This is a genomic window from Rhodococcus sp. Leaf278 (assembly GCF_001426085.1).
In the GTDB taxonomy this organism is placed as follows: domain Bacteria; phylum Actinomycetota; class Actinomycetes; order Mycobacteriales; family Mycobacteriaceae; genus Rhodococcoides.
Map to the genome: position 1 here is coordinate 187,613 of NZ_LMRR01000041.1, position 19,595 is coordinate 207,207.

24 protein-coding genes are annotated in these 19,595 nt (G+C 62.8%); 9 read left to right on the forward strand and 15 right to left on the reverse strand.

Going from position 1 to position 19,595, the window contains the following annotated elements; all coding sequences use genetic code 11:
• Positions 1–16: 16 nt before the first annotated feature.
• From ASG84_RS21295 to ASG84_RS21305, 3 genes are all read right to left on the reverse strand, one after another.
• Complete coding sequence (locus ASG84_RS21295; RefSeq protein ID WP_057478973.1) at positions 17–1,126, reverse strand: GGDEF domain-containing protein; 1,110 nt, start codon at positions 1,124–1,126, stop codon at positions 17–19.
• A 99-nt stretch (positions 1,127–1,225) separates the two neighbouring features.
• Positions 1,226–1,444: a hypothetical protein gene (locus tag ASG84_RS21300; RefSeq protein WP_156399647.1), complete on the reverse strand. Its 219-nt coding sequence runs from the start codon at positions 1,442–1,444 to the stop codon at positions 1,226–1,228.
• Between the two features lie 412 nt (positions 1,445–1,856).
• Positions 1,857–2,525, reverse strand: a complete 669-nt coding sequence (locus ASG84_RS21305; protein ID WP_082521124.1) for an SGNH/GDSL hydrolase family protein — start codon at positions 2,523–2,525, stop codon at positions 1,857–1,859.
• Between the two features lie 501 nt (positions 2,526–3,026).
• On the opposite strand from ASG84_RS21305, the gene ASG84_RS21310 reads away from it, so the two are divergent.
• From ASG84_RS21310 to yczR, 6 genes are all read left to right on the forward strand, one after another.
• Positions 3,027–4,250, forward strand: a complete 1,224-nt coding sequence (locus ASG84_RS21310) for an alkane 1-monooxygenase (protein ID WP_057479078.1) — start codon at positions 3,027–3,029, stop codon at positions 4,248–4,250.
• Positions 4,250–4,414: a rubredoxin gene (locus ASG84_RS21315; RefSeq protein WP_057478976.1), complete on the forward strand. Its 165-nt coding sequence runs from the start codon at positions 4,250–4,252 to the stop codon at positions 4,412–4,414. The genes ASG84_RS21310 and ASG84_RS21315 overlap by 1 nt, the downstream gene beginning before the upstream one ends.
• A complete protein-coding gene (locus tag ASG84_RS21320; protein ID WP_027495558.1) occupies positions 4,411–4,584 on the forward strand; it encodes a rubredoxin in 174 nt (57 codons plus the stop codon). Before ASG84_RS21315 ends, ASG84_RS21320 begins: the two co-directional genes overlap by 4 nt.
• The gene (locus tag ASG84_RS21325) at positions 4,581–5,795 is read left to right on the forward strand and encodes an NAD(P)/FAD-dependent oxidoreductase (RefSeq protein WP_235581772.1); all 1,215 of its coding nucleotides are present in this window, start codon (positions 4,581–4,583) and stop codon (positions 5,793–5,795) included. The genes ASG84_RS21320 and ASG84_RS21325 overlap by 4 nt, the downstream gene beginning before the upstream one ends.
• Before the next feature lie 10 nt (positions 5,796–5,805).
• Positions 5,806–6,426 (forward strand): TetR/AcrR family transcriptional regulator, encoded by a 621-nt coding sequence (locus tag ASG84_RS21330; protein WP_057479080.1) that lies wholly within the window; start codon positions 5,806–5,808, stop codon positions 6,424–6,426.
• 433 nt (positions 6,427–6,859) lie between these two features.
• A complete protein-coding gene (gene yczR, locus ASG84_RS21335) occupies positions 6,860–8,326 on the forward strand; it encodes an aminotransferase-like domain-containing protein (RefSeq protein WP_057478977.1) in 1,467 nt (488 codons plus the stop codon).
• A 188-nt stretch (positions 8,327–8,514) separates the two neighbouring features.
• Here the strand turns inward: yczR and ASG84_RS21340 are convergent, their stop codons facing one another.
• The 7 genes from ASG84_RS21340 to ASG84_RS21370 all read right to left on the reverse strand — a co-directional run bounded on the left by ASG84_RS21340 (position 8,515) and on the right by ASG84_RS21370 (position 14,041).
• Complete coding sequence (locus tag ASG84_RS21340) at positions 8,515–9,618, reverse strand: Fic family protein (RefSeq protein WP_200936647.1); 1,104 nt, start codon at positions 9,616–9,618, stop codon at positions 8,515–8,517.
• A 136-nt stretch (positions 9,619–9,754) separates the two neighbouring features.
• Positions 9,755–10,555, reverse strand: coding sequence for an ABC transporter permease (locus ASG84_RS21345; protein ID WP_057478978.1), 801 nt, complete (start codon positions 10,553–10,555; stop codon positions 9,755–9,757).
• Entirely contained in the window at positions 10,552–11,490 is a 939-nt protein-coding gene (locus ASG84_RS21350; RefSeq protein WP_057478979.1) for an ATP-binding cassette domain-containing protein, read from the reverse strand. The genes ASG84_RS21345 and ASG84_RS21350 overlap by 4 nt, the downstream gene beginning before the upstream one ends.
• 16 nt (positions 11,491–11,506) lie before the next feature.
• A complete protein-coding gene (locus ASG84_RS21355; protein WP_057478980.1) occupies positions 11,507–12,349 on the reverse strand; it encodes a DUF4097 family beta strand repeat-containing protein in 843 nt (280 codons plus the stop codon).
• A 78-nt stretch (positions 12,350–12,427) separates the two neighbouring features.
• On the reverse strand, positions 12,428–12,916 hold the full coding sequence (locus ASG84_RS21360; protein WP_057478981.1) for a hypothetical protein: 489 nt from the start codon (positions 12,914–12,916) through the stop codon (positions 12,428–12,430).
• Between the two features lie 95 nt (positions 12,917–13,011).
• On the reverse strand, positions 13,012–13,461 hold the full coding sequence (locus ASG84_RS21365) for a YdeI/OmpD-associated family protein (protein WP_057478982.1): 450 nt from the start codon (positions 13,459–13,461) through the stop codon (positions 13,012–13,014).
• 112 nt (positions 13,462–13,573) lie between these two features.
• Positions 13,574–14,041, reverse strand: coding sequence for an SRPBCC family protein (locus ASG84_RS21370; RefSeq protein ID WP_057478983.1), 468 nt, complete (start codon positions 14,039–14,041; stop codon positions 13,574–13,576).
• 99 nt (positions 14,042–14,140) lie between these two features.
• On the opposite strand from ASG84_RS21370, the gene ASG84_RS21375 reads away from it, so the two are divergent.
• Entirely contained in the window at positions 14,141–14,749 is a 609-nt protein-coding gene (locus ASG84_RS21375; protein WP_057478984.1) for a ClpP family protease, read from the forward strand.
• Entirely contained in the window at positions 14,746–15,372 is a 627-nt protein-coding gene (locus ASG84_RS21380) for a ClpP family protease (RefSeq protein ID WP_057478985.1), read from the forward strand. Before ASG84_RS21375 ends, ASG84_RS21380 begins: the two co-directional genes overlap by 4 nt.
• Here ASG84_RS21380 and ASG84_RS21385 read toward each other — a convergent pair.
• From ASG84_RS21385 to ASG84_RS21400, 4 genes are all read right to left on the reverse strand, one after another.
• Positions 15,330–15,632 carry a helix-turn-helix domain-containing protein gene (locus ASG84_RS21385; RefSeq protein ID WP_032376144.1) on the reverse strand — a complete coding sequence of 101 codons (303 nt, stop codon included), beginning with the start codon at positions 15,630–15,632 and terminating at the stop codon, positions 15,330–15,332. The genes ASG84_RS21380 and ASG84_RS21385 overlap by 43 nt on opposite strands.
• A 45-nt stretch (positions 15,633–15,677) precedes the next feature.
• The gene (locus tag ASG84_RS21390) at positions 15,678–16,115 is read right to left on the reverse strand and encodes a protein-tyrosine phosphatase family protein (protein ID WP_057478986.1); all 438 of its coding nucleotides are present in this window, start codon (positions 16,113–16,115) and stop codon (positions 15,678–15,680) included.
• Positions 16,116–16,621: 506 nt separating this feature from the next.
• Positions 16,622–17,239: a class I SAM-dependent methyltransferase gene (locus tag ASG84_RS21395; protein ID WP_235581773.1), complete on the reverse strand. Its 618-nt coding sequence runs from the start codon at positions 17,237–17,239 to the stop codon at positions 16,622–16,624.
• A gap of 83 nt (positions 17,240–17,322) precedes the next feature.
• A complete protein-coding gene (locus ASG84_RS21400; protein ID WP_057478987.1) occupies positions 17,323–18,171 on the reverse strand; it encodes an alpha/beta fold hydrolase in 849 nt (282 codons plus the stop codon).
• Positions 18,172–18,226: 55 nt separating this feature from the next.
• Between ASG84_RS21400 and ASG84_RS21405 the strand changes: the two genes are divergently transcribed.
• A complete protein-coding gene (locus tag ASG84_RS21405; protein WP_057478988.1) occupies positions 18,227–18,637 on the forward strand; it encodes a MerR family transcriptional regulator in 411 nt (136 codons plus the stop codon).
• Between the two features lie 17 nt (positions 18,638–18,654).
• On the opposite strand, the gene ASG84_RS21410 is transcribed toward ASG84_RS21405, so the two are convergent.
• A complete protein-coding gene (locus tag ASG84_RS21410; protein WP_057478989.1) occupies positions 18,655–19,503 on the reverse strand; it encodes a helix-turn-helix transcriptional regulator in 849 nt (282 codons plus the stop codon).
• Positions 19,504–19,595: the final 92 nt, after the last annotated feature.

Sequence of the window (19,595 nt, forward strand, 5' to 3'; positions counted from 1 at the left end):
GAACCGATCGACGCTGTCAGTTGAGTTCGTCGACGGCTCGGTGCGACGACGAGTCGTTCCCGTGGACAGCCACGCGATCACCACCGAGTCGCTTCGCCTGGTACATCGCTTCGTCGGCGCGGCCCAACAATTCGCTGATGCCGAACTCGATGTCTCCGACCTCGACAACCACGTGGGCGATACCCAACGACGCGGTCAACGGTGCTCGATCGGTTTTGTCGGACAGTCGGATTCGCAAGCGCTCGGATTGTTCGATAACCGAGTCGAGGCTGTCCACGCAGACCACCGCGAACTCTTCGCCGCCGAGCCGAACCGTAACCGCCGGCGCGGGGAACACCTCCAGAATGCGGCTCGCGGTCGTTCGGATCGCCACGTCGCCGTGCTCGTGGCCGTACCGATCGTTGACCGCTTTGAAATTGTCGACGTCGATCACCACGGCGGCCACCGATACGTCCGAACCGGATCGAATCTCCAGGTTGCCGATCGCCGCGTCGAATCCCCGCCGGTTCTGCAGTCCGGTGAGTGGGTCGTAGAACGCGCCGGCGGCGTCTCGGCGCAGCAGCATGAGGAACGAGTGGCAGATCAACGGGGCCGAGAACATCACCAAGATCAGCATGATCAGGTAAAGAGTGGTCTGCAGACGCTGCTCCGGGCCGTCCATCAAGGCCGAGACGTAGAGCGCGCCCGTAGTGAACAGTGCGAACACATGATGTGCGGTGAACAGTTTCGGTCCGTGAAATCCCACGATGTAGCTGCCCATGACGGTGAACAAAGCAGCCATGGGCAACACCATGGACGGTTCTTCGGTGGTGAGCAGCACCGCGGCGAGCACGATATCGGCGTACAAGACGAAGGCGATCGACATCTGCCAGCTCGGCCAGCCACCGATCAACCAGGCCGCGCCCACCGGAAACGTCGTGATCACGGTGAACCACAGGATCCAGCGACCGAGGGTGCTCTCGCCGAGCCCCGGAATGGTCAGCGCGATCGCCGCGGCGGTGCCGTACAGCCAGCAGAAGACTCCGATGAGAACCCTGGTGATGGACAGTCCGCGTTGCGACCGTGCGTATGCGACGTTCCACCCGTAGTCGACCGGAAGCGACCACCACTGGCGAAGACTGTTCACTTTGAAGTGCGGCTTTCCTCGTGTCCCGACCTGGATCGACAAGTCAACCACAGACGAAACCGCCTGGTCTGCGAAGTCGTGAACTTACCGAGGCAGGGACTAGCCCCGCATGCCGTCGGCCAACTCGAGCACCCGGCCGGCGTATGTGACCACAAACGCGTCGAGCGCTTGCTGGGACAATTCGGGGCATCCGGCTCTGCGGAAGAAGTGCTCGAGATCCACCAGGCGGTCCCCCAGTCCGACGCGCCGGCGATCCAGCGCCTCCAGCTCCACCACCAGGGCTTCGAGCTCCTTGACTTTGCGCATTACGTCGTCCATCGGATCACCGTCCACTTCGCGGGAGCTGTGCACAGATTGGGCGGCGAAGCCGGGCTTCCCTCCCAGCTCCGCCGAGAACAACGATACGCTTGATCGAACACATGTGCGAGTCGCTCACTTTGTACCACCTATCCTGTGCACAATCCGAAGAGGTGGCCTACAGTCTGTGACATGCTCCAGAAGAGGGGTCCGAACGGGGTTCGACCGCCAGGCTCGACACATCCAATTCAATTGGCGCTCTTGATAATCCTTACGATTGCCGTGGTCGCTCTGGCCATCCTCGCAATCCACGAGGGTCGCCTCTGAAGGGGTACCTCGTCACCATCGACGCCATTCGGCGGGATCCCGCGCCCGACGGACGATCCTGAACCCTCAGGTCCGGACTTAGGGGCGAGTGCCGTCCATTCCGAGCTCAGATACTCGCGATTCCTACCGCTGAGGCGACCTCGGCCGCCATCTCGGCGGCAGTGTTCGCCGTGGGGTGCACACCGTCGAATGTGGCACCGGGCCGATCGAGCAGTGGTGCGAACTCCGCGACGGGTACGCCGTGCTCGGCAGCGAGCGCTCGAATGTCTGCGTTCAGCTCGTCGGCGCTGACTGTGCGCGCCGACGGCACCGTCGCGATCACGACAGTGTCCACTTCGCGCGCTCGCTCGAGGATGGCACGCAAGTTGTCGACGATCTGGGGCAGCGGCACCGATCTGGCCAGGTCGTTGGTGCCGCCGTTGACGACGAGGATGTCAGGGTTCGCGGCCAGCGCATCGTCGGTTCGCGCGAGTATCTGCGTCGTCGTCGCGCCGTTGATTCCGAAATTTCCACCACCTGCAGCGGGGGACGCGTCGCCGCATACGAGGTACGAATACCATGCCGTGTTGCCGTGAATTCCCCACTCGACGCGGGAATTCCCTTGCGCCATGGAATCTCCCAGCGTCACCAATCGCAGGCCGGTGTCGTTGACGCTCCACCCGAAGCAATGCGCGTTGCGGACCGTCAGCGCCGGCTTCTTCAGTGGTCCTGCGACGAGCACGGCGGTAAGCGCCAGTCCGAGTGCCCCGGCGATCCACAGTCGACTTCTCTGCACGTAGCAGATTCTCTACCGCCGGCAATGGCGCGCATTCAGGAGGCCCCACCTATGTCGGGGCCAGGATCGGTAGCAGCCGAACCGGCAGCCGGAGCTCTCTGCGGCGCAGAACTCGGGCAGGCTGCGCCGGTACACCACCGGCGCAGCCCCTGGCGTCAGGAACCGAGGAAAGCGCTCACCGCGGTTGTTCCGCTCTCGGCGCTTCCGCTGCCGATGAGTCCGAGGATGACGTCGACGATGATCTTGGCGATGAATGCGTCCATAGCTACTCCTGTTGTGAAGTACCCCCGACGGGATACAGACGGACCTACGAATGTCGCGGCCGACCATTACCGGCCGCAACGAGACGCAAGGTAGCAGCTGAATCTGCCCGGAAAGCGACGGAGTGATGACACCCACCTCCGCGGTGATGCGTGTACAAATTTCTAGATTTGTACATCGAGCTGACAAATTCGGTGTATTGTCCAATCCACAGTGATCGGACTTACACGAGGAGTGACGATGACCGCATCGAACATCGACGATCAGGCACAGGCGCCGGTCGACGAGTGGCACGACCGCAAGCGACATCTTTGGCTCATGGGCCTGATTCCGCCCACGGCGGTGTTCCTGGCCACCGGTCTGGTGTGGGCCTTCAACCAGCTCGGCTGGAATGCTGTGGCCCCGGTGTGGTGGTGGATCGGCGCGCTGCTCGTCTACGGCTTGCTCCCGATCCTCGACCGGTTCTTCGGCCCCGACGGTGACAACCCGCCCGACGAGGTGATGAAGGCGCTCGAGGAAGACAAGTACTACCGCTACTGCACGTACGCCTACATTCCGTTCCAGCTCGCGAGCCTGGTGTTCGCCTGCTACCTCTGGTCCACCGACAACCTGTCGTGGCTCGGTATCGACGGCGGCTTGGGTCTGGTCTCGAAGATCGGCCTGGCCATCAGCATCGGCGTCATGGGCGGCGTCGGCATCAACACCGCTCACGAACTCGGGCACAAGAAGGACGAGCTCGAGCGTTGGCTGTCGAAAATCACTCTGGCACAGACGTTCTACGGCCACTTCTACATCGAACACAATCGCGGCCACCATGTTCGCGTCGCCACTCCCGAGGATCCGGCGAGCTCCAAGTTCGGAGAGAGCTTCTGGGCGTTCTTGCCACGCAGCGTATGGGGCAGTCTGAAGTCGTCCTGGGAGCTCGAGAAGACTCGAATGGAGCGTCTGGGCAAGAGCACGTGGAGCATTCACAACGATGTGCTCAACGCATGGCTGATGTCCGTCGTCCTCTACGCGGTCCTCGTCGCCGTGTTCGGCCCGATCGTGCTGCCGTTCTTGGTCATTCAGGCCATTTACGGCTTCTCACTGCTCGAGACGGTCAACTACCTCGAGCACTACGGTTTGCAGCGTCAGAAGAAGGACAACGGTCGTTACGAGCGATGCACCCCCGAGCACAGCTGGAACTCCGATCACATCGTGACCAACATCTTCCTGTATCACCTTCAGCGCCACAGTGATCACCATGCCAACCCCACGCGGCGTTACCAGACTCTGCGCAGCATGGACGGAGCGCCCAACCTGCCGAGCGGGTACGCGAGCATGATCTCGCTGGCCTACTTCCCGCCCGTGTGGCGCAAGGTGATGGACCACCGCGTTCTCGATCACTACGACGGTGACATCACTCGCGTCAACATTCAGCCGTCCAAGCGGGAGAAGATCCTCGCCACCTACGGAGCGAAGTGATGGCCGCCTACGAGTGCCCGGTGTGCGAGTTCGTATACGACGAGTCCAACGGCGCACCGCGCGAGGGCTTTCCGGCCGGCACTGCATGGTCCGACGTACCGGACGACTGGCCGTGCCCCGACTGCGGTGTCCGCGAAAAAATCGACTTCAGGAGTAAAGCATGAAGCTGTACCGCTGCGTTCAGTGTGGGTTCGAGTACGACGAGGAACTGGGCTGGCCCGAGGACGGCATCGAACCGGGCACGCGCTGGGACGATATTCCCGACGACTGGTCGTGCCCCGATTGTGGTGCAGCCAAGGCCGATTTCGAGATGGTCGAGGTCGAACGCGGGTGATCGCTCGGCAACCCGGCAACGTCGTGATCGTCGGCACCGGTGCCACCGGATACACCGCCGCCAAAGTGCTACGCGCCGAGGGCTTCACCGGGTCCATCACGCTGATCGGTAGCGAACAGGAGGCCACCTATCGTCGTCCCGCGGTCTCCAAGGAGTTGCTGCTGGGCACCAAGGCGGTCGATCAGGTTCTACTGGGCGCAGCCATCGACGGTGTCGACGTTCGCACCGGCGTCACGGCGACCGCGATCACCGATTCGGCCGTGCAACTCGACGATGGCGACTCGGTCCCCTACGACACCGTGTTGCTGGCAACGGGTTCTCGGGCGCGGCAACTCGACCTGCCCGGCTCGGCTCACGTGTTCACCCTTCGCAGCGCTGCCGACGTCGCCCCGCTGCACGCAGACATCCTCCGAACAGGATCGTTGCTGGTGATCGGTGGTGGCCTGATCGGGTGCGAGGCGGCCGCGGCGGCCCGGTCACTCGGTGCCGAGGTCACGGTGTTGGAGGCAGCACCGGCCCCGCTGAACCGGATCGCACCGGCTTCGATCTCGCAGATGTATCGAGACCTGCACGCCGACAACGGTATCGAGATGCACACCGACGTCTGCGTGACCGGCCTGGAGAAGCTGCCCGACGGCACGCTCCTGGCCACTGCTCAGGACGGACGCTCGTGGTCTGCCGGCACCGTGCTGGTGTCTGTCGGCTCGGTCGCCAACGTCGAGCTCGGGGCGGACATGGGCCTCGAGACCGCGTCGGGAATCCTGGTGGACGCCGAGATGCGGACATCGGCGGCCGGTATCTACGCCGCGGGTGACGTCGCCGAAGTTCCCAACTCGATCCTCGGCGGTACCTATCGGAGTGAGCACTGGAACGGGGCCGTCGATCAAGCGACCCGCGCCGCTCGGTCCATCCTCGGCCTCGACGTCGGCGATCTCGACGTTCCGTGGGGCTGGTCCACTCAGCACGGCGTCAACCTGCAATTCGCGGGGTGGACCAGGGCGGACGACGAGTACGTGGTGGTTCGCGGCTCGATCGAGGACCGCCGATTCACCGCCTGTGCACTGCGCGGCGAGGCGCTCGTCGGGGCCATCGGGGTGGGGTACCCCAAGGACATCCGGCAGATCCGCTCCCTCATTGCGCGCGCAGACCCCATCGATCGAAATCTCCTCGGGGAAGATTGGCTGGATCAGCCGCATGCGGTCGTTCGATAGAGTCGTGCTCATGCCCGCAGCCGAACAGACGTCGACCCCCGGTCGATACCGTGAAGCAGCGTCCACTCTTGCGCGCGACACAGCGCTCGATGCGCTGCGCGAGTTGTTGCACGAGCGCAACTGGCGGAACGTGACGATGAGTCACATCGCCAAGGCTGCCGGCTTGAGCAGACAGAGCCTGTACAACGAATTCGGTTCGCGGCGTGGCGTCGCACAGGGTTACGCCATCAGATTGACGGACCTGTTCGTCGCGATGTGCGAAACGGCGCTGTACGAGCATCCCGACGATGCCGGCGCTGCCCTGCGCCAGGGTTTCTCGTCGTTCTTCCAGCTGAGTGCGCTGGATCCCCTTGTGCGATCACTGCACGGTGGCGACGCCCCCGAGGATCTGCTCCGCCTGATCACCACCGACAGTGCCGTACTGATCGAGCGCGCGGGAGACCGACTCGCGAATACCTTTCAGCGTGGGTGGGTAGGTGCGAGCCCACGTCAGGCCGACGTGGTCAGCAAGGCGATCGTGCGTCTGGCACTGAGCTACATCCCCGAGCCCCCGCACGATATTGCAGCTGCTGCAGATGATTTCGCGCTTCTGCTGACTCCGTTCGTCGATTCCATCACCGCCGACAGCTGACCTCGGCACTCATAGTTCGCCCTGACTCTCCTGTTGCCCACCCGCGCCCGTTGATCTCGCTTTCGCTGCCGCGCCCGCTGATCTCGCGTGCGCTGCCGGGCCCGCTGCTCTCGCTTGCGCTGCCGGGCCCCGCTGATCTCGCAAACGCGACCGCGTTTGCCAGGTGCGAGCGAAATAGTGCCGTGAACGGTAGCGAACCCGAACGCGTCTGATGAACGCGCGCGCGTTTGGTGAGGCACGGCCGAATCAGTCCGCCTGCACCCGACTGCGCGGAGGGCCGGTGGGCGCACTTCTCCCACCGTCGCGCAATGCGACCACAGTCCATCCCGCTCCGAGCACTGACAAGGCCAATACAGCTCCAATTGCGATCATGTGACCACAATGGACTGCTTTAGGGATGAATAGTGCAGTCCAGTGTGCAACAGTGGACTGCATGGACTCGTTCGACGCCACCGCGATCTCGGCCCCGGAGCTGGCAGCACGTATCGACCCCTCGACGCTGCGGAACAGATCCGGTGGTCCGCTCTACCTCGGCATCGCCGACGAGCTCCGGCGGTTGATCGAGAACGGTGAGGTGACGGCTGAGACGCGGTTGCCCGCCGAGCGGGCCCTGTCGATCAGTCTCGACGTCAGCCGGGTCACGGTCGCGTCGGCGTATCGCCATCTCCGTGAGGGTGGCTGGATCAGCGCTCAACGCGGCTCTGGCACATATGTTTCCCCGACGAGTTCGCTGCCGTCGTGGGGAACCCTCGGCGGCGATCGCGAGACTGCAGATCTGGGATTCGTCAACGCATCACCGTCGGCCTCGCCCTTGCTTGCCGACGCATACAGCGTTGCGGCCGAGAAGATTACGGGCCGATTCGCATCGGGCGGCTACGCTCCGTCGGGTCTGCCCGAGCTCCGAGAATCCGTTGCCGCGTATTACCGAGGGCGCGGAGTACCGACAACGGCCGACAATATTCTCGTCACCTCGGGGGCCACCGACGCCATCCACGCGGTGTTGGCGACGTTCACCGAGCCGGGTGCCCGGGTATTGATCGAGCACCCGACGTATCCGGTTGTCGTCGAACTCGTTCACTCGTTCGGCGGTCGTTGCATCCCGGTGCCGATCGATCCTGAGAACACCGACGAGTTCGTGGCGTCGGCAGACAGGGCCGCGCGTCAGAGCGCCCCGACGTTGGCGTATTTCATGCCGGACTTCTCCAATCCCTCCGGTGCCCGGCTCCCTCTCCGGACCCGACGCCAACTGTCCGCGACCATGCACCGACACGCGGTACTGACCATCGTCGACGAGGTAGCGGCCGATCTTTCGCTGGACGACTCACCCGACATCGAACCCTTCGGAGCGGCGACCCCGGACATCGCGACAGTGACGATCGGGTCGATCAGCAAGACGGTGTGGGGTGGCCTGCGAGTCGGCTGGGTGCGTGCAGAAGCAGGCCTACTGGCGAGAGTCACCGCAACCTATGCGCGACGCCAACTTTCGGCCTCCATTTTCGATCAACTCGCTGCGGTCGAGTTGATGGGCAAGTACGACGAGGTACGCCGGGTGCGCGCCGACACCTCAAGAATCGCACGTGATCACACCGTTGCTCTGATGCGAGACCGGTTGCTGGACTGGCAGTTTCGCGTTCCGGATGGAGGCCTGGCCTTGTGGTGTTCCCTACCCGACGGCATCCGATCCAGTGCGCTGGTCGCCGAAGCCCACTCTCACGGCCTGCTGCTGGCACCCGGACTCCGTTTCGGCACGGGATACGCGTTCGACGATCATCAGCGCATTCCCTTCACCCGTTCACTGCCCGAAATCAGCTCGGCGGTCGACATCCTTGCTCGATTATCCTCGGGAATCGGTCCGACGGCGGCCGTCGGGTCGAGCACGCATGCGGCGGCGGTCGTATGAGGCAGTCCGATTACGTCGAGGGCTGGGTTCGAGGTTGGGCGCACTCGCGTCTCACGCCGGCACCGGTCGAGATCGCGGGCGGCTGGGCGATCGAGACCGGTACGACGCAAGAATCTCGTCGATCCGTCTTGCACACTCCGACCGCCGAACAGGTCGAATCGATTGTCGAGAGACCACATTCTTGCCACTCAGATCTGGCCTGCGGAGCCTTCTGTCCTGACCAGCAGTCGAAGAAACTCTCGGTTGATGAACAGGCGATCCCGCCCAACTTTGCTCTCCTGCAGCAGGCCAGCTTCTACCAGTGCGTTCAACCAGCCAGTTGCTGTCGGCCGCGAAACCCCGCATCGAGAGACGACGGTCTTGATTCGACAGTAGGGCTGCTCGAACAGCACCGACTGAAACTCGGAATCAGCCCCTCCTTTGGTGACTGCACGGGCTCGCATGCCGAAGTCGTCCTGAAGCGCACGGATCGCTTCGATCTTGCTGAGCGTGTCGTTCGACGTCCGTTCGATGCCGGCGAGGACATACAGCACCCACGGCTCCCACGCCGCTTGCGACGTCACAGCCAGTAGCAAGCGGTAGTAGTCGTTCTTGGTGTCGATGATGTATCGCGAGAGATAGAGCACGGGCATTCTCAAGAGACCCGCCTCGATCAGCAGCATCACATTGAGGATTCGACCGGTTCGGCCGTTGCCATCGGCGAACGGATGGATCGCCTCGAACTGGTAGTGCGCGACGGCCATCCGCACCAGCGGGTCCATCCCGTCGTCTGCGTGTACGAAGCGTTCCCACTCGCTGAGTTTCGCCTCGATCAGGTCACGACCTTCGGGTGGGCTGTACGTCACCTCACCCGTAACCGGGTTGCCGATGCGCGTACCGGGCATGGCCCGAACTTGCATCTCCCGCCCCTTGATCGTGCTGCAGACATCGATTGCCGTGGCCGCCGTCAACCCGCGCTCGATTGTTCGATCGAAGCCCACTTTGAGCGCGGTCCGGTATCGAAGCGTCTCGCGAGTAGCCGGGTCGGCTGCCGCGTCGTCGTCGAGGTGCCTGAAGAGCTCATCTGTCGTAGTGACGATGTTTTCGATTTCGGAGCTCGCCTGTGCTTCCAACAACGGAATGGAGTTGATGAGCACCGTCGGGTTCGGTATCGATACAACTGCCTGGTCGAGCTTTGCTAGCGCAGTGTTTGCCGCGATGGCAGCCTTCAATACCGCGCGCGTTTCCAACACGTCGGTGCCTGGGGGTGCCGGAAGCTCGTTGAACGGAGAGTCGGGCTGCCACGCGATCATGCGTGGACAATGCCACACTGCAGGGGATATGTAAAGAAAGAGCACGGATTTTTACACGTTCGCGCTATCTGCAAAGTTTCTTGCTCAATCCCGCCGCGAAGGCCGCCCCATCGCACCGAAGCACGACCAGTAGTTCTCACCGAACCGACTTCTTCTCGTAGATCGCCATCGCCCAGACGTACCCCACCAGTGTGATCACCGCGCACCAGGCAAGTGCCAGTGGCAGGTTCGTGCCCAGCGGCTCCCCCGTCATCAGTCCACGCAGGGTTTCGACGAACGGAGTGAACGGTTGGTACTCGGCGAACCATCGCAGTCCCGACGGCATCGTGTCGGTCGGGACGAACCCACTGCCGAGAAACGGCAACAGCAGCAACAGCATCGGAAGATTGCTCGCGGTTTCCACCGATTTCGACGCCATTCCCATCGCCACCGCGAGCCAACTGATTGCGAATGCAATGAGCGCCACCATCAAGCCGGCCGAGATCCATTGCAGCAAACCTGCATTCGGTCGAAATCCAACAGCGAATCCCACTGCGAGCACCACCACCACTCCGAGAACAGCCTGCACCGTATTGCCGAGCACGTGACCTGCGAGAACCGCAGCTCGCGAGATCGCCATCGTCCGGAACCGCGCTGTGATGCCTTCGGTCATGTCCATCGCCACGGTGGTCGACGTCCCCCCGGCTGTGCCGGCGATCGTCATGGCGAGGATGCCAGGCATCACGTACGGCAGATACGCAGTGCGTCCACCCTCGGAATCCACACCGGGAAGCCCTGCGCCGAGCGTTCCCCCGAACACGAAGACGAACAACATCAGGAACACCACGGGTGCTCCGATGACGAACATCGTCAGACCCGGATACCGCACGATGTGCAGCAGATTTCGGCGGAGCATCGTGATCGAGTCGCCGAACGTATACGTGATCGTTGTGGTCATGATGCTTCCTTGCTGTCGGCCCGGCCGGTCAGAGCCATGAACACGTCATCGAGGTCGGGGGTATGGATACTCAGGTCTTCGGCCTCGACGCCTACGGAACCCAGTCGGTCCAGCACCGCCTGCAGCGTTCGGACGCTCCCATCGGTGGGTACCGACAGCGCAAGTCCGTCAGCGTCGACCACCGCATCACCGAATGCGCGGGTTGCGTCGTCGAGCGCTGCGACATCGGCGAAGCACAATTGGATGTGGCCGCCGGGTATACGACGCTTCAGCTCGTCCGGGGTACCGTCGGCGACGATCCGGCCGCCGTCGAGTACCGCGACACGATCTGCGAGTTCGTCTGCCTCGTCGAGATATTGGGTGGTGAGCAGCACCGTGGTGCCGTCCAACACGAGGGATCGGACGATCTCCCACATGGTGCGTCGGCTTCGTGGGTCGAGACCGGTGGTCGGCTCGTCGAGAAAGATCACGCGTGGTGGAGCGACGAGACTCATCGCGAGATCTAGCCGGCGTCGCATACCACCCGAATACGTGGACAACGGTTTTCGAGCGGCTCCGACGAGGTCGAATTGATCGAGCAACTCCGCCACCCGCGGCTTGGATCGCGGTCCGAGATGACGCAGTCTCGCCATCAGCATCAGATTTTCCTCTCCGGTCAAGAGGTTATCGACCGCCGAGAACTGGCCGGTGAGGCCGATCGCCGCGCGGACACCAGCGGGATCGGTGACGACGTCACATCCTGCGACTGTCGCCGAACCGCTCTCCGGTCGAACGAGAGTCGACAGGATGTGAACGGCGGTGGTCTTGCCTGCCCCGTTGGATCCGAGCAGTGCGGTGACAGTGCCGGTGTCGACTGTGAGGTCGACGCCATCGAGTACACGGTTATTGCCGAAAGACTTTCGCAGTCCGCGGACGTGAATGGCAGATGTAGTCATGGGATGCCTGTTCTTCTCAGCTGTGCCGGATAGCAATGTCGCCGTACCGTGTGCGAGCGCGAATCGTCACGCTTTCTTCTGTGTCGTCGGGTGCGCCCTCGGGGGTGAGTTCGTTGCGAACATGCCCGTCCTTCGACGACAGGTCCAGCCACGCCGGCACTCCTCGCTGAACGCCGACAGTAATCTGCCCGTATCCGGTTTCGACTTGGACTGCCCCAGTGCGTACTTCGTGGAGTGTGATGCTGCCGTAGGCAGTTTTCGCAGTGACTGCGCCGAGTGATTTCTCGATATCGAGATCACCATAGGAGAGCTTGGCGTCGAGGTCGGTGCCGGATTGCCGCACCATGATCGAGCCGTGCGACGCCTTGAGGGTCGCGTCGTCGACAATCGTGCCGAGTCGGATCTGTCCATGATCGGCAGTGATGTCGATATTGCCCAGCGCCGTAGCGACTGTCGCATTACCGTGCCCGGCGCGCACCCACAGATCCTCTGCCGAATCCACTTCCACCGGGCCCGTGGAACTCTTTATACGCACGGCACCGAGATCGCCCAACGTCCGAAGACTTCCGGCTGCGATTTCCGCGGTGAATCGAGATCCCTGCGGCAGTTCGACTTTCACGTCTACTGACTCGGTCGGCCCGAAGAAGCTGATGCGCGACTTGGGGCCGATGACGGTGAGCCGTTCTCCGTCGAACTCAACCTTGGTATTCTCGGCACCTCTGCGGTCTACGGCTTTGGACGGGTTGGTTGGCCCGACGGTGACGACGGTGTCGACGCGTTCTGCCGCAACAACTTCGATGCTGCCGACCTGCAGATCGATGGCCAGGTCTATCGGCGTCGGGGTAGCGAATTCGGGCATGACGATGCCTCCCTATGGGCATGGTTGTGAAACCCTGCTGGGTGCAGAGCTACTGAGGAGCTGTGGTGGTTCGGGAACTCAGCGCGCCCAACCGGCGAAGTTGTCGCCAGTACGCACCGTGCGTTGCGCAGCGCGCCGTTGTTTGGGTTGAAGAGCAGCGGCGACGGCTCGCACCAACCAGGTGTTCACCGACATCCCGTCCGACACCGCAGCCTCGTCCACCCGCGACTTGAGTGCGTCCGGCAGTCGTAGCGTCGTGCGAGACGTGCTGGTGTCGTCGAGTTCGATTGCGGGAGATGCGTGCTCGTCATCTCCTGGTTCCGCCACAGGTGCCGCCACGACGAATTCGATCTCACGTCCACGCAGCCTGATGTCCACGGAACCGGGGGCAAGGTCGCGGTTGATGTCTCCGACCGCGGCCGACAGCACGTCGAGCATCACCAGACGCGTCGCCGCATCCATGCCGTCGACGAGTCGTTCGGCAGCGGCACGAGTGTTCTCGTCTCCGGTCGCTGCCGATTCGACCAGTCGACGTTGGAGATCGGTGACGTACTGCCCAAGTTCCATGGGTCAACAATGACACCACGGTGGTGTCACGTCAAGCCCCAGTGGTGTCACTACGGGCTCTATTGCAGCCTGTGCCGCGATCGCAGCACTCGGACTCAGGGCCGGAGGGCCTCCACGATGGCCGCGATTCGCCGCTGGCGGGTGTCGTCCCGCTTCGCATCGGCGACGGAGCGGGCATGCTCTTTACGCGTCGACGGTGCCAGCGCATCGAACGCAGCGCGCACAGCGGGATCCGCGTCCAGAGCTGCCGCCAACGCCGGCGGCACCTCGATCACCTGCGGTTGGTCGTCCAACTCGATGGTCACGTCGACGGTGTCGCCGGCCTCGACGCCCAAGGTGGCGCGCACGCTCTTGTTGAGCCCGAGCAGGTTCTCGCCGCCCATGCGCCCGATACGGCCGCGCACGGTTTGTCCACCGATCGTGAACCGGACCGGCGGAGTTTTGGTGGAACCGAGCGACGCGACCTGCTCGTCCGTGAGCACAATCGCTGCCGCAGGGCCCCGTGATTCGAGGACCGTGGATACCCGCAGAACCGTTGCTGCCATGCGATCACGCTAACCGTCGGTGGTGCTCTGAGTGTCCACAATTTGCGTCGAGAGACGGAATCCCGCCACGGGAGTCGAATAGTGGGCAGTCAGCGCACCTGAACCACTGCACTCAAGCTTCGGCTTCCACGATTCGCTTGATCGCCGCCAGGGTGCGCGGGATGCCGTCGAGTGCCGCTTGGCTACGGGTGTCGATTTCCTGTTGCGCGTCGTCTCCGAATTTACTGTTGAACATCGCGATTCCGTCGGGCAGGAAGTTCCAGTTCTCGGTCAGGCGTGTGCCACCGTCCACCGACTCGAGGGTGTAGCCCCAGCCGACGAAGTTGTCGCCCACCACCCAGGCGAATTCGCTACCAGGCTCGGCTGCTGCCACTGTCGAGACCGTCTCCCACGTGCGGCCCGGCACAACGTTGCGTCCGGTGAACGTCGATCCGACGCCACCGCCGTCGGGCTCGTTCCACCAGCATTCCTGGCAGATCGGGCTCCACTCGCCCGTTCGGGTGACATCGGAGACGACGGCGTACACCTTCTCGACCGGCGCAGCGACGACAATGGATTCGGAAAACTCGAGTGCAGTCATCTCACCATTGTCCCTCGGCGGCCGACGCAGCTGTGAGCAGCGTCGCTGCCCACAGCAGCATCACTGGTGCGCAACCGAATTCGGATTCACACTCGACTCATGAGCGAATCGCCTCGAATGTTCCCACCCGAACTCCGCAACCAACTCCTACGGCACCGAGTCCTGGTGCTCGACGGCCCCCTCGACGACGACAACGGCACGGTTCTCACCACTCATCTGCTGACGTTGGCCGCCGAGAATTCCTCGGCGGACATCGCCCTGTGGATCCACTCCCCGGGCGGATCGGTTCCCGCGATGCTCGCCATCCGCGACGTGATGCACCTCGTCCCCTGCGATGTCTCGACCCTTGCGCTCGGATTGGCCTGCAGTGCTGGTCAATTCCTGTTGTCCTCGGGCACGCGAGGAAAGCGGTACGCCCTGCCGCACTCACGGATCCTCATGCACCAGGGCTCGGCGGGCATCGGAGGGTCGGCCGTCGAAGTGGAGGTGCAGGCCAACGATCTTCGTCATACCCGAGATACGGTGCTCGGCTTGATCGCCGACGACACCGGGCAGACACGCGAGCAAATATTCGACGACTCCCTCCACGACCGCTGGTTCACCGCGGAGGCCGCGCGTGCGTACGGGTTCGTCGATGCGATCGTCGACTCGTTCGACCAGGTCATGCCTGCACGACGGGTGTCCTTCGGAATGGAGATGGCACGATGAGCACGTACACGATTCCCAATGTCATCACACGAGATTCGCGCGGAGAACGCGTCGTCGACGTGTATTCGCACTTGTTGAGTGAGCGCATCGTCTACCTCGGCACCGGGATCGACGCAGGCGTCGCGAACGCGATGATCGCGCAGCTTCTGCATTTGGAGGCCGACTCCCCCGATCAAGAAATCTCGATGTACATCAACTGCGAGGGCGGCGATACGGCCGCTATGTTGGCCGTCTACGACACCATGCAGTTCATCGGATCACCGGTTGCCACAACATGTGTGGGGCAAGCTGTCGCAGCCGGTGCAGTACTGCTCGCCGCCGGGGCACCGGGGCGACGTTCGGCGCTGACCCACAGCCGGGTGGTGTTGCATCAACCCGCGGCGCAGGGACGTGGCACTATCCCCGACCTGATTCTGGCTGCAGACGAGGTGGTCCGAGTTCGGGCCGAGATGGAATCGATCCTCGCAAAACACACTGGACGCGAGGCGGCGACACTTCGACACGACACCGACCGAGATCTGGTGTTGACGGCCTCAGCTGCCCGCGAGTACGGCGTCGTCGACCAGGTTCTCGAAGGACGTCAGGCAGCCATCAACGTCGCATCGCCACGCGACAGGTCGTGATGCGCGAGGCGCGAGATGTCCGCCATGGACGTGCCCAGGGCACCGACGACGGCCGCAAGGATTTCGCTCGACGGGTCTTTGCGGCCACGTTCGACCTCCGACAAGTACTGCGGCGCAATGCCTGCGCGGGCAGCGGTCTCGGCCAGAGTGTCGCCGCGGGCGTGCCTGCGTTCGCGTAACCTTCGGCCGACCACCTCACGCCACAACGGTTCCACTGCTCGCGCTGCTCGACGCTCATCGATTCGTATGACCTCGCCCATGATCGGAGCCTAGGCCTCGATTCCATGAGGTGTCGGAGATTCTGCTCAGAGCAGAGAGTCCGGTGTCACGAACGTCCTCGCGAAGCGCTTCTGCCAGGGCGTTTCCATGGCCCCATGCGAGAAGTTGCGCCGAACGTAGTCGACGGCCGCACGGCCGGGCGTACCGTCGAGCGCAGCAAGACACGCCAGCGCTGTGCCCGTTCGGCCCACACCACCCGTGCACGCGATTTCGACTCTCTCAGTTACGCAGCGACGCAGTACCTCTCGCAGTGCGACCCGGAGTTCTTCCGAGTCGGACGGCAGCCAGAAGTCGGGCCACCGAACCCACCGGCTGTCCCAGTCGAAGTCGCCTGGATCTCTGCCTTGCAGGTAGACGCCGAATTCCGGCAGTGGGCCATCAGGAATTGAATTGCGCAAGGCGCGTCCACGAACGAGACTGCCCGACGGCAACCGCAGCACTCCCGCTGTATGCACATCCCACATTCGAATCCTACTTTACTGCGTCGACTACTGAAGGTGTCGCTGGTGCGGTATCGTTCGCTCGACCAGCCCGAAACACTCACCGGCCCCGCCTCCGACATGGCGCATTCGATGACAATTCTGCACGAGAGGGCAATGCCCCCGTTCGTCCGATGAACCCCAACAGGCCGCGCAAGGCGCGGAACGATGGTTGGGCCCTCCACTATCTGGCGCAGTGGCGTCAGCGAGTCGAATATGCTGAAAAGCGCGTGAATGGAAAATCCAGGCTCCTGCCTGACTACCGAATACCCAAGTTGGCCGGCTTCACCGGTTGTCCCGGGTGCGACGGCCACTTTTTCGGCGACGGGCCACGGGACGCATTGGAGAGACTCATGGGGCGCGATGGGCGTCGTGCCCATCGATTACGGGTCGCCGTAACTCGATTGGATCAGCGGTATCGCGACGTCACCGTAGAGATCGATCGGTCCAGAACGATGCCATGGTGGGAACGCCGAGCACCGTGGGTATGACTACCCGCCCGGCTTCGTCCACTCGAGTGTGTGTCGAAACCCTGTGCGGTGTCGCATCATCGCACCCGGTAGCCGCTGGTCGACGATGTCCCGGATCTCGTCGAAGCTCAGCACGGGGTCCTTCACCGGGAATGGTGGCGGCGATGCTGCAACCGGGCTCGGCCACGGGTGGTGCAGAAATCCGATCAATGGATTGGTGACGACGGAGACCGAATCCCAGAGGATGTCACGTGGACTTCTCGGCACCGCGAGTCCGACGACGAGTAGCCGACCGCCCGGCGCAAGAATCCGTTCGACATGACGCAAGGCATCGTCGATATCGAGGTGATGCAGGACGGCCACCATCGTTACAAGATCGACAGAACCGTCTGCCCAGGAGCCGAGTTGGCGATCCGTGATCGACACATTGTTCACATCGCCAGAGGTGATCGCTGCGATTCGGCGCATCTCCGCGTCGGACTCCGCCCCTGCGATCTGATCGAAATGGGGTGACAAGGCGCGCACCAGTCCGCCACGTCCACAACCGAAGTCGAGCGCACTGCCGCGCATCTGGGGCAGATTCGCCAGAATCCAACTGTGAAAGTAGTCGTTGTGACTCCATGGGTGTCTCTCGTTCAACTCACGGACCCACTGGGCCCCTCTGCCTCCGATAAGGGACGTCCCCATTCGTCTCAGCACCACGGACCCAGTATTCACAACGCTCACCCCAGCCATGCGTCCAAGGCCTGTTGGACGAGTGAGGGAGCTTCGAGCGGACTCAGGTGCCCCACACCCGGAAGAGTGATCACCTTCGATCGACCCGGCAACAACTGTCGTAGTCGGTATGCCTGTTCGATGGGAATCCAGGGGTCCTGCCGGCCCCATCCGATGGAGGTGTCACAGCGGACTCGGGGAAGTGCGTCGACGATAGGTCGTGTGTCCTCGGGCCGCAGTTCGGCGATCTGTCGGTAGAACGCAGGCTGACCCTCGTCAGATATCCAGGGCTCGATCAGCATCTCCACGATGCCAGGGTTCAGCCGCTGATATGTCGCTCCCGCAATGTATTCTGCAACCAATGCCTTGTGTAGGGAAGCCGGCAAGGCAGCGAAGACGTCGCTGTTGTCCGCGACGAGTCGGAAGAATTCGGATCCCCACGGGTCCAGGGTCACCACATCCCACAAGAACAGATTGCTGTAGTCGCGGCCGTGCATCAGATGGGCTCCCAGCGCGACGGCACCGCCCATATCGTGCGCGACGACGAAGGGCTGCTCCAACTTCCAGTGGTCGAGCAACATCGCGAACCGTGACATCTGCGTGGCCAGGTCGGTCCGCACATCGGATCCCTGTGCGGAGCGGCCGTATCCGGGCATGTCCCACAGATAGACGCGATGCCCAGCGCTGAGGTGGCGAGCGACCTTCGACCATACCTGAGCCGACCAGGGCGTTCCATGGCAGAACACCACATCAGCGGACGGTTCCGCTGTCTCCGGAGTCAGCTCGTAGGTCGCGACGGTACTGCCGCCGACAGATACGTAGGTGGGCTCCGGTAGGTCGAAGGCATCGGTCACCATGGCGATGAATCTAGAACTTCAGGTCGACCTGAAGTCAACATGAGAATATCAGCGGGTGAAGATCGGCGAGGTTGCCCGGGAGCTCGACGTTCCGACCCATGTCCTGAGACATTGGGACGACGTGGGTGTTGTTGTGCCCGAGCGTCTACCGTCGGGACACCGCGATTACAGCGAAGAACATGTGCGACGACTGCGGGTGTTGCGAGCCTGTCAAGACGTTGGAATCAGCTTGGCCGATATTCGCCTGATACTTCATCGAGACGAGCCCGAACGAACCGCAGTCATCGAAGAACAACTGGCCCGAATACGACGGCAACAAGCCCAAATGGACGATGCCGAGCGCTTCCTCGAGCACGTCGTCTCGTGCACACATGATCTGCTCACCCGATGCGCGCAATGCAGCGAGTATTCCGCTACCCAGGTTCGTTCGACTATGGACACCGACGCGCCGTTCGATTCCGACTGAGCGTTGGCACCACCTCTTCAGTCGCGGAGGAGCGCCGCGAGTTCACGAAGGTACGCGCCCGGCGTAATTCCCGCGACGCCACGAAAATCGTTGATCAGATGGGCTTGATCGACGTAACCCAGATCAGCAGCAATGTGGGCAGCGTCGGCCGCCGGGAGCGACAAGCGCTGCAAGACTTCTTGTAGTCGAACCCGTCGGGCGACTGCTTTCGGGCCCATCCCGAGTGTCGATCGCAGCGCCCTCTGCACGGCGCGCTCACTGACCCCAAGCATTCCTGCCACGGATTGCCCGGGTTTGCTGCCGACACCCTGTGCCAATGTGTCGATTACGGCGTTCGCGAGAAGGTGTTCGGCAGTCGGTGGTCGTTTCGTCAGCATCTCGGTGATCACCGAATCTGCCCGCAGAGCATGTTCGGCAGCCGAATCCTTCGCGGCGATGGTACCGAGCACGCCGAAGAGAAGGTCATCGAGTTCTCTGCTGATCGGTTGTGCTGCAGACAGTTTCGTCGGATCCAGGTTGGACACCACCGCCAAACCGGCTGGACGGAGTCGGACGGCAAACACGAAGCCTCGGCCTTCTATCGTTCGGGTCCACGCTCTGCGTTGAACGTTGGTGACCATGAACGGCGCAGGCACTGCACCGGTCTCCACGCTGACCGTCACAGCCGGAAACTCGAGGACTCGCTGCTCGATGGCTTCGCCTGCAGACAATTCCCATTGCACGCTCCAGTATGCGTCGACGACATCTCGAACCTCTGCAGCCGGTTCGTGCCAGGTTGCGTCGAAGCGACGAAGGAGAGAAGGGGCCATGACGCCGGATCGTTCGTGAACCTCGATCGGCTTGGACGCGGGCCGGCTGTCTTCCATGTCGCAATTCTGCAATACAACTGGCCCCCAGTCCCGAGACGATCACGTCGTGACCACTGAATACTGAATTGTTGTCCGCCCAGGAGGAAAAT

Excerpts from the sequence above, each read along its gene's own strand:
- ASG84_RS21300 (WP_156399647.1), bottom strand. The coding sequence starts at position 1,444 with ATGGACGACGTAATGCGCAAAGTCAAGGAGCTCGAAGCCCTGGTGGTG.
- ASG84_RS21310 (WP_057479078.1), top strand. The coding sequence starts at position 3,027 with ATGACCGCATCGAACATCGACGATCAGGCACAGGCGCCGGTCGACGAG.
- ASG84_RS21315 (WP_057478976.1), top strand. The coding sequence starts at position 4,250 with ATGGCCGCCTACGAGTGCCCGGTGTGCGAGTTCGTATACGACGAGTCC.
- ASG84_RS21320 (WP_027495558.1), top strand. The coding sequence starts at position 4,411 with ATGAAGCTGTACCGCTGCGTTCAGTGTGGGTTCGAGTACGACGAGGAA.
- ASG84_RS21330 (WP_057479080.1), top strand. The coding sequence starts at position 5,806 with ATGCCCGCAGCCGAACAGACGTCGACCCCCGGTCGATACCGTGAAGCA.
- yczR (WP_057478977.1), top strand. The coding sequence starts at position 6,860 with ATGGACTCGTTCGACGCCACCGCGATCTCGGCCCCGGAGCTGGCAGCA.
- ASG84_RS21340 (WP_200936647.1), bottom strand. The coding sequence starts at position 9,618 with ATGATCGCGTGGCAGCCCGACTCTCCGTTCAACGAGCTTCCGGCACCC.
- ASG84_RS21345 (WP_057478978.1), bottom strand. The coding sequence starts at position 10,555 with ATGACCACAACGATCACGTATACGTTCGGCGACTCGATCACGATGCTC.
- ASG84_RS21350 (WP_057478979.1), bottom strand. The coding sequence starts at position 11,490 with ATGACTACATCTGCCATTCACGTCCGCGGACTGCGAAAGTCTTTCGGC.
- ASG84_RS21355 (WP_057478980.1), bottom strand. The coding sequence starts at position 12,349 with ATGCCCGAATTCGCTACCCCGACGCCGATAGACCTGGCCATCGATCTG.
- ASG84_RS21360 (WP_057478981.1), bottom strand. The coding sequence starts at position 12,916 with ATGGAACTTGGGCAGTACGTCACCGATCTCCAACGTCGACTGGTCGAA.
- ASG84_RS21365 (WP_057478982.1), bottom strand. The coding sequence starts at position 13,461 with ATGGCAGCAACGGTTCTGCGGGTATCCACGGTCCTCGAATCACGGGGC.
- ASG84_RS21370 (WP_057478983.1), bottom strand. The coding sequence starts at position 14,041 with ATGACTGCACTCGAGTTTTCCGAATCCATTGTCGTCGCTGCGCCGGTC.
- ASG84_RS21375 (WP_057478984.1), top strand. The coding sequence starts at position 14,141 with ATGAGCGAATCGCCTCGAATGTTCCCACCCGAACTCCGCAACCAACTC.
- ASG84_RS21380 (WP_057478985.1), top strand. The coding sequence starts at position 14,746 with ATGAGCACGTACACGATTCCCAATGTCATCACACGAGATTCGCGCGGA.
- ASG84_RS21385 (WP_032376144.1), bottom strand. The coding sequence starts at position 15,632 with ATGGGCGAGGTCATACGAATCGATGAGCGTCGAGCAGCGCGAGCAGTG.
- ASG84_RS21390 (WP_057478986.1), bottom strand. The coding sequence starts at position 16,115 with ATGTGGGATGTGCATACAGCGGGAGTGCTGCGGTTGCCGTCGGGCAGT.
- ASG84_RS21400 (WP_057478987.1), bottom strand. The coding sequence starts at position 18,171 with ATGGTGACCGATGCCTTCGACCTACCGGAGCCCACCTACGTATCTGTC.
- ASG84_RS21410 (WP_057478989.1), bottom strand. The coding sequence starts at position 19,503 with ATGGAAGACAGCCGGCCCGCGTCCAAGCCGATCGAGGTTCACGAACGA.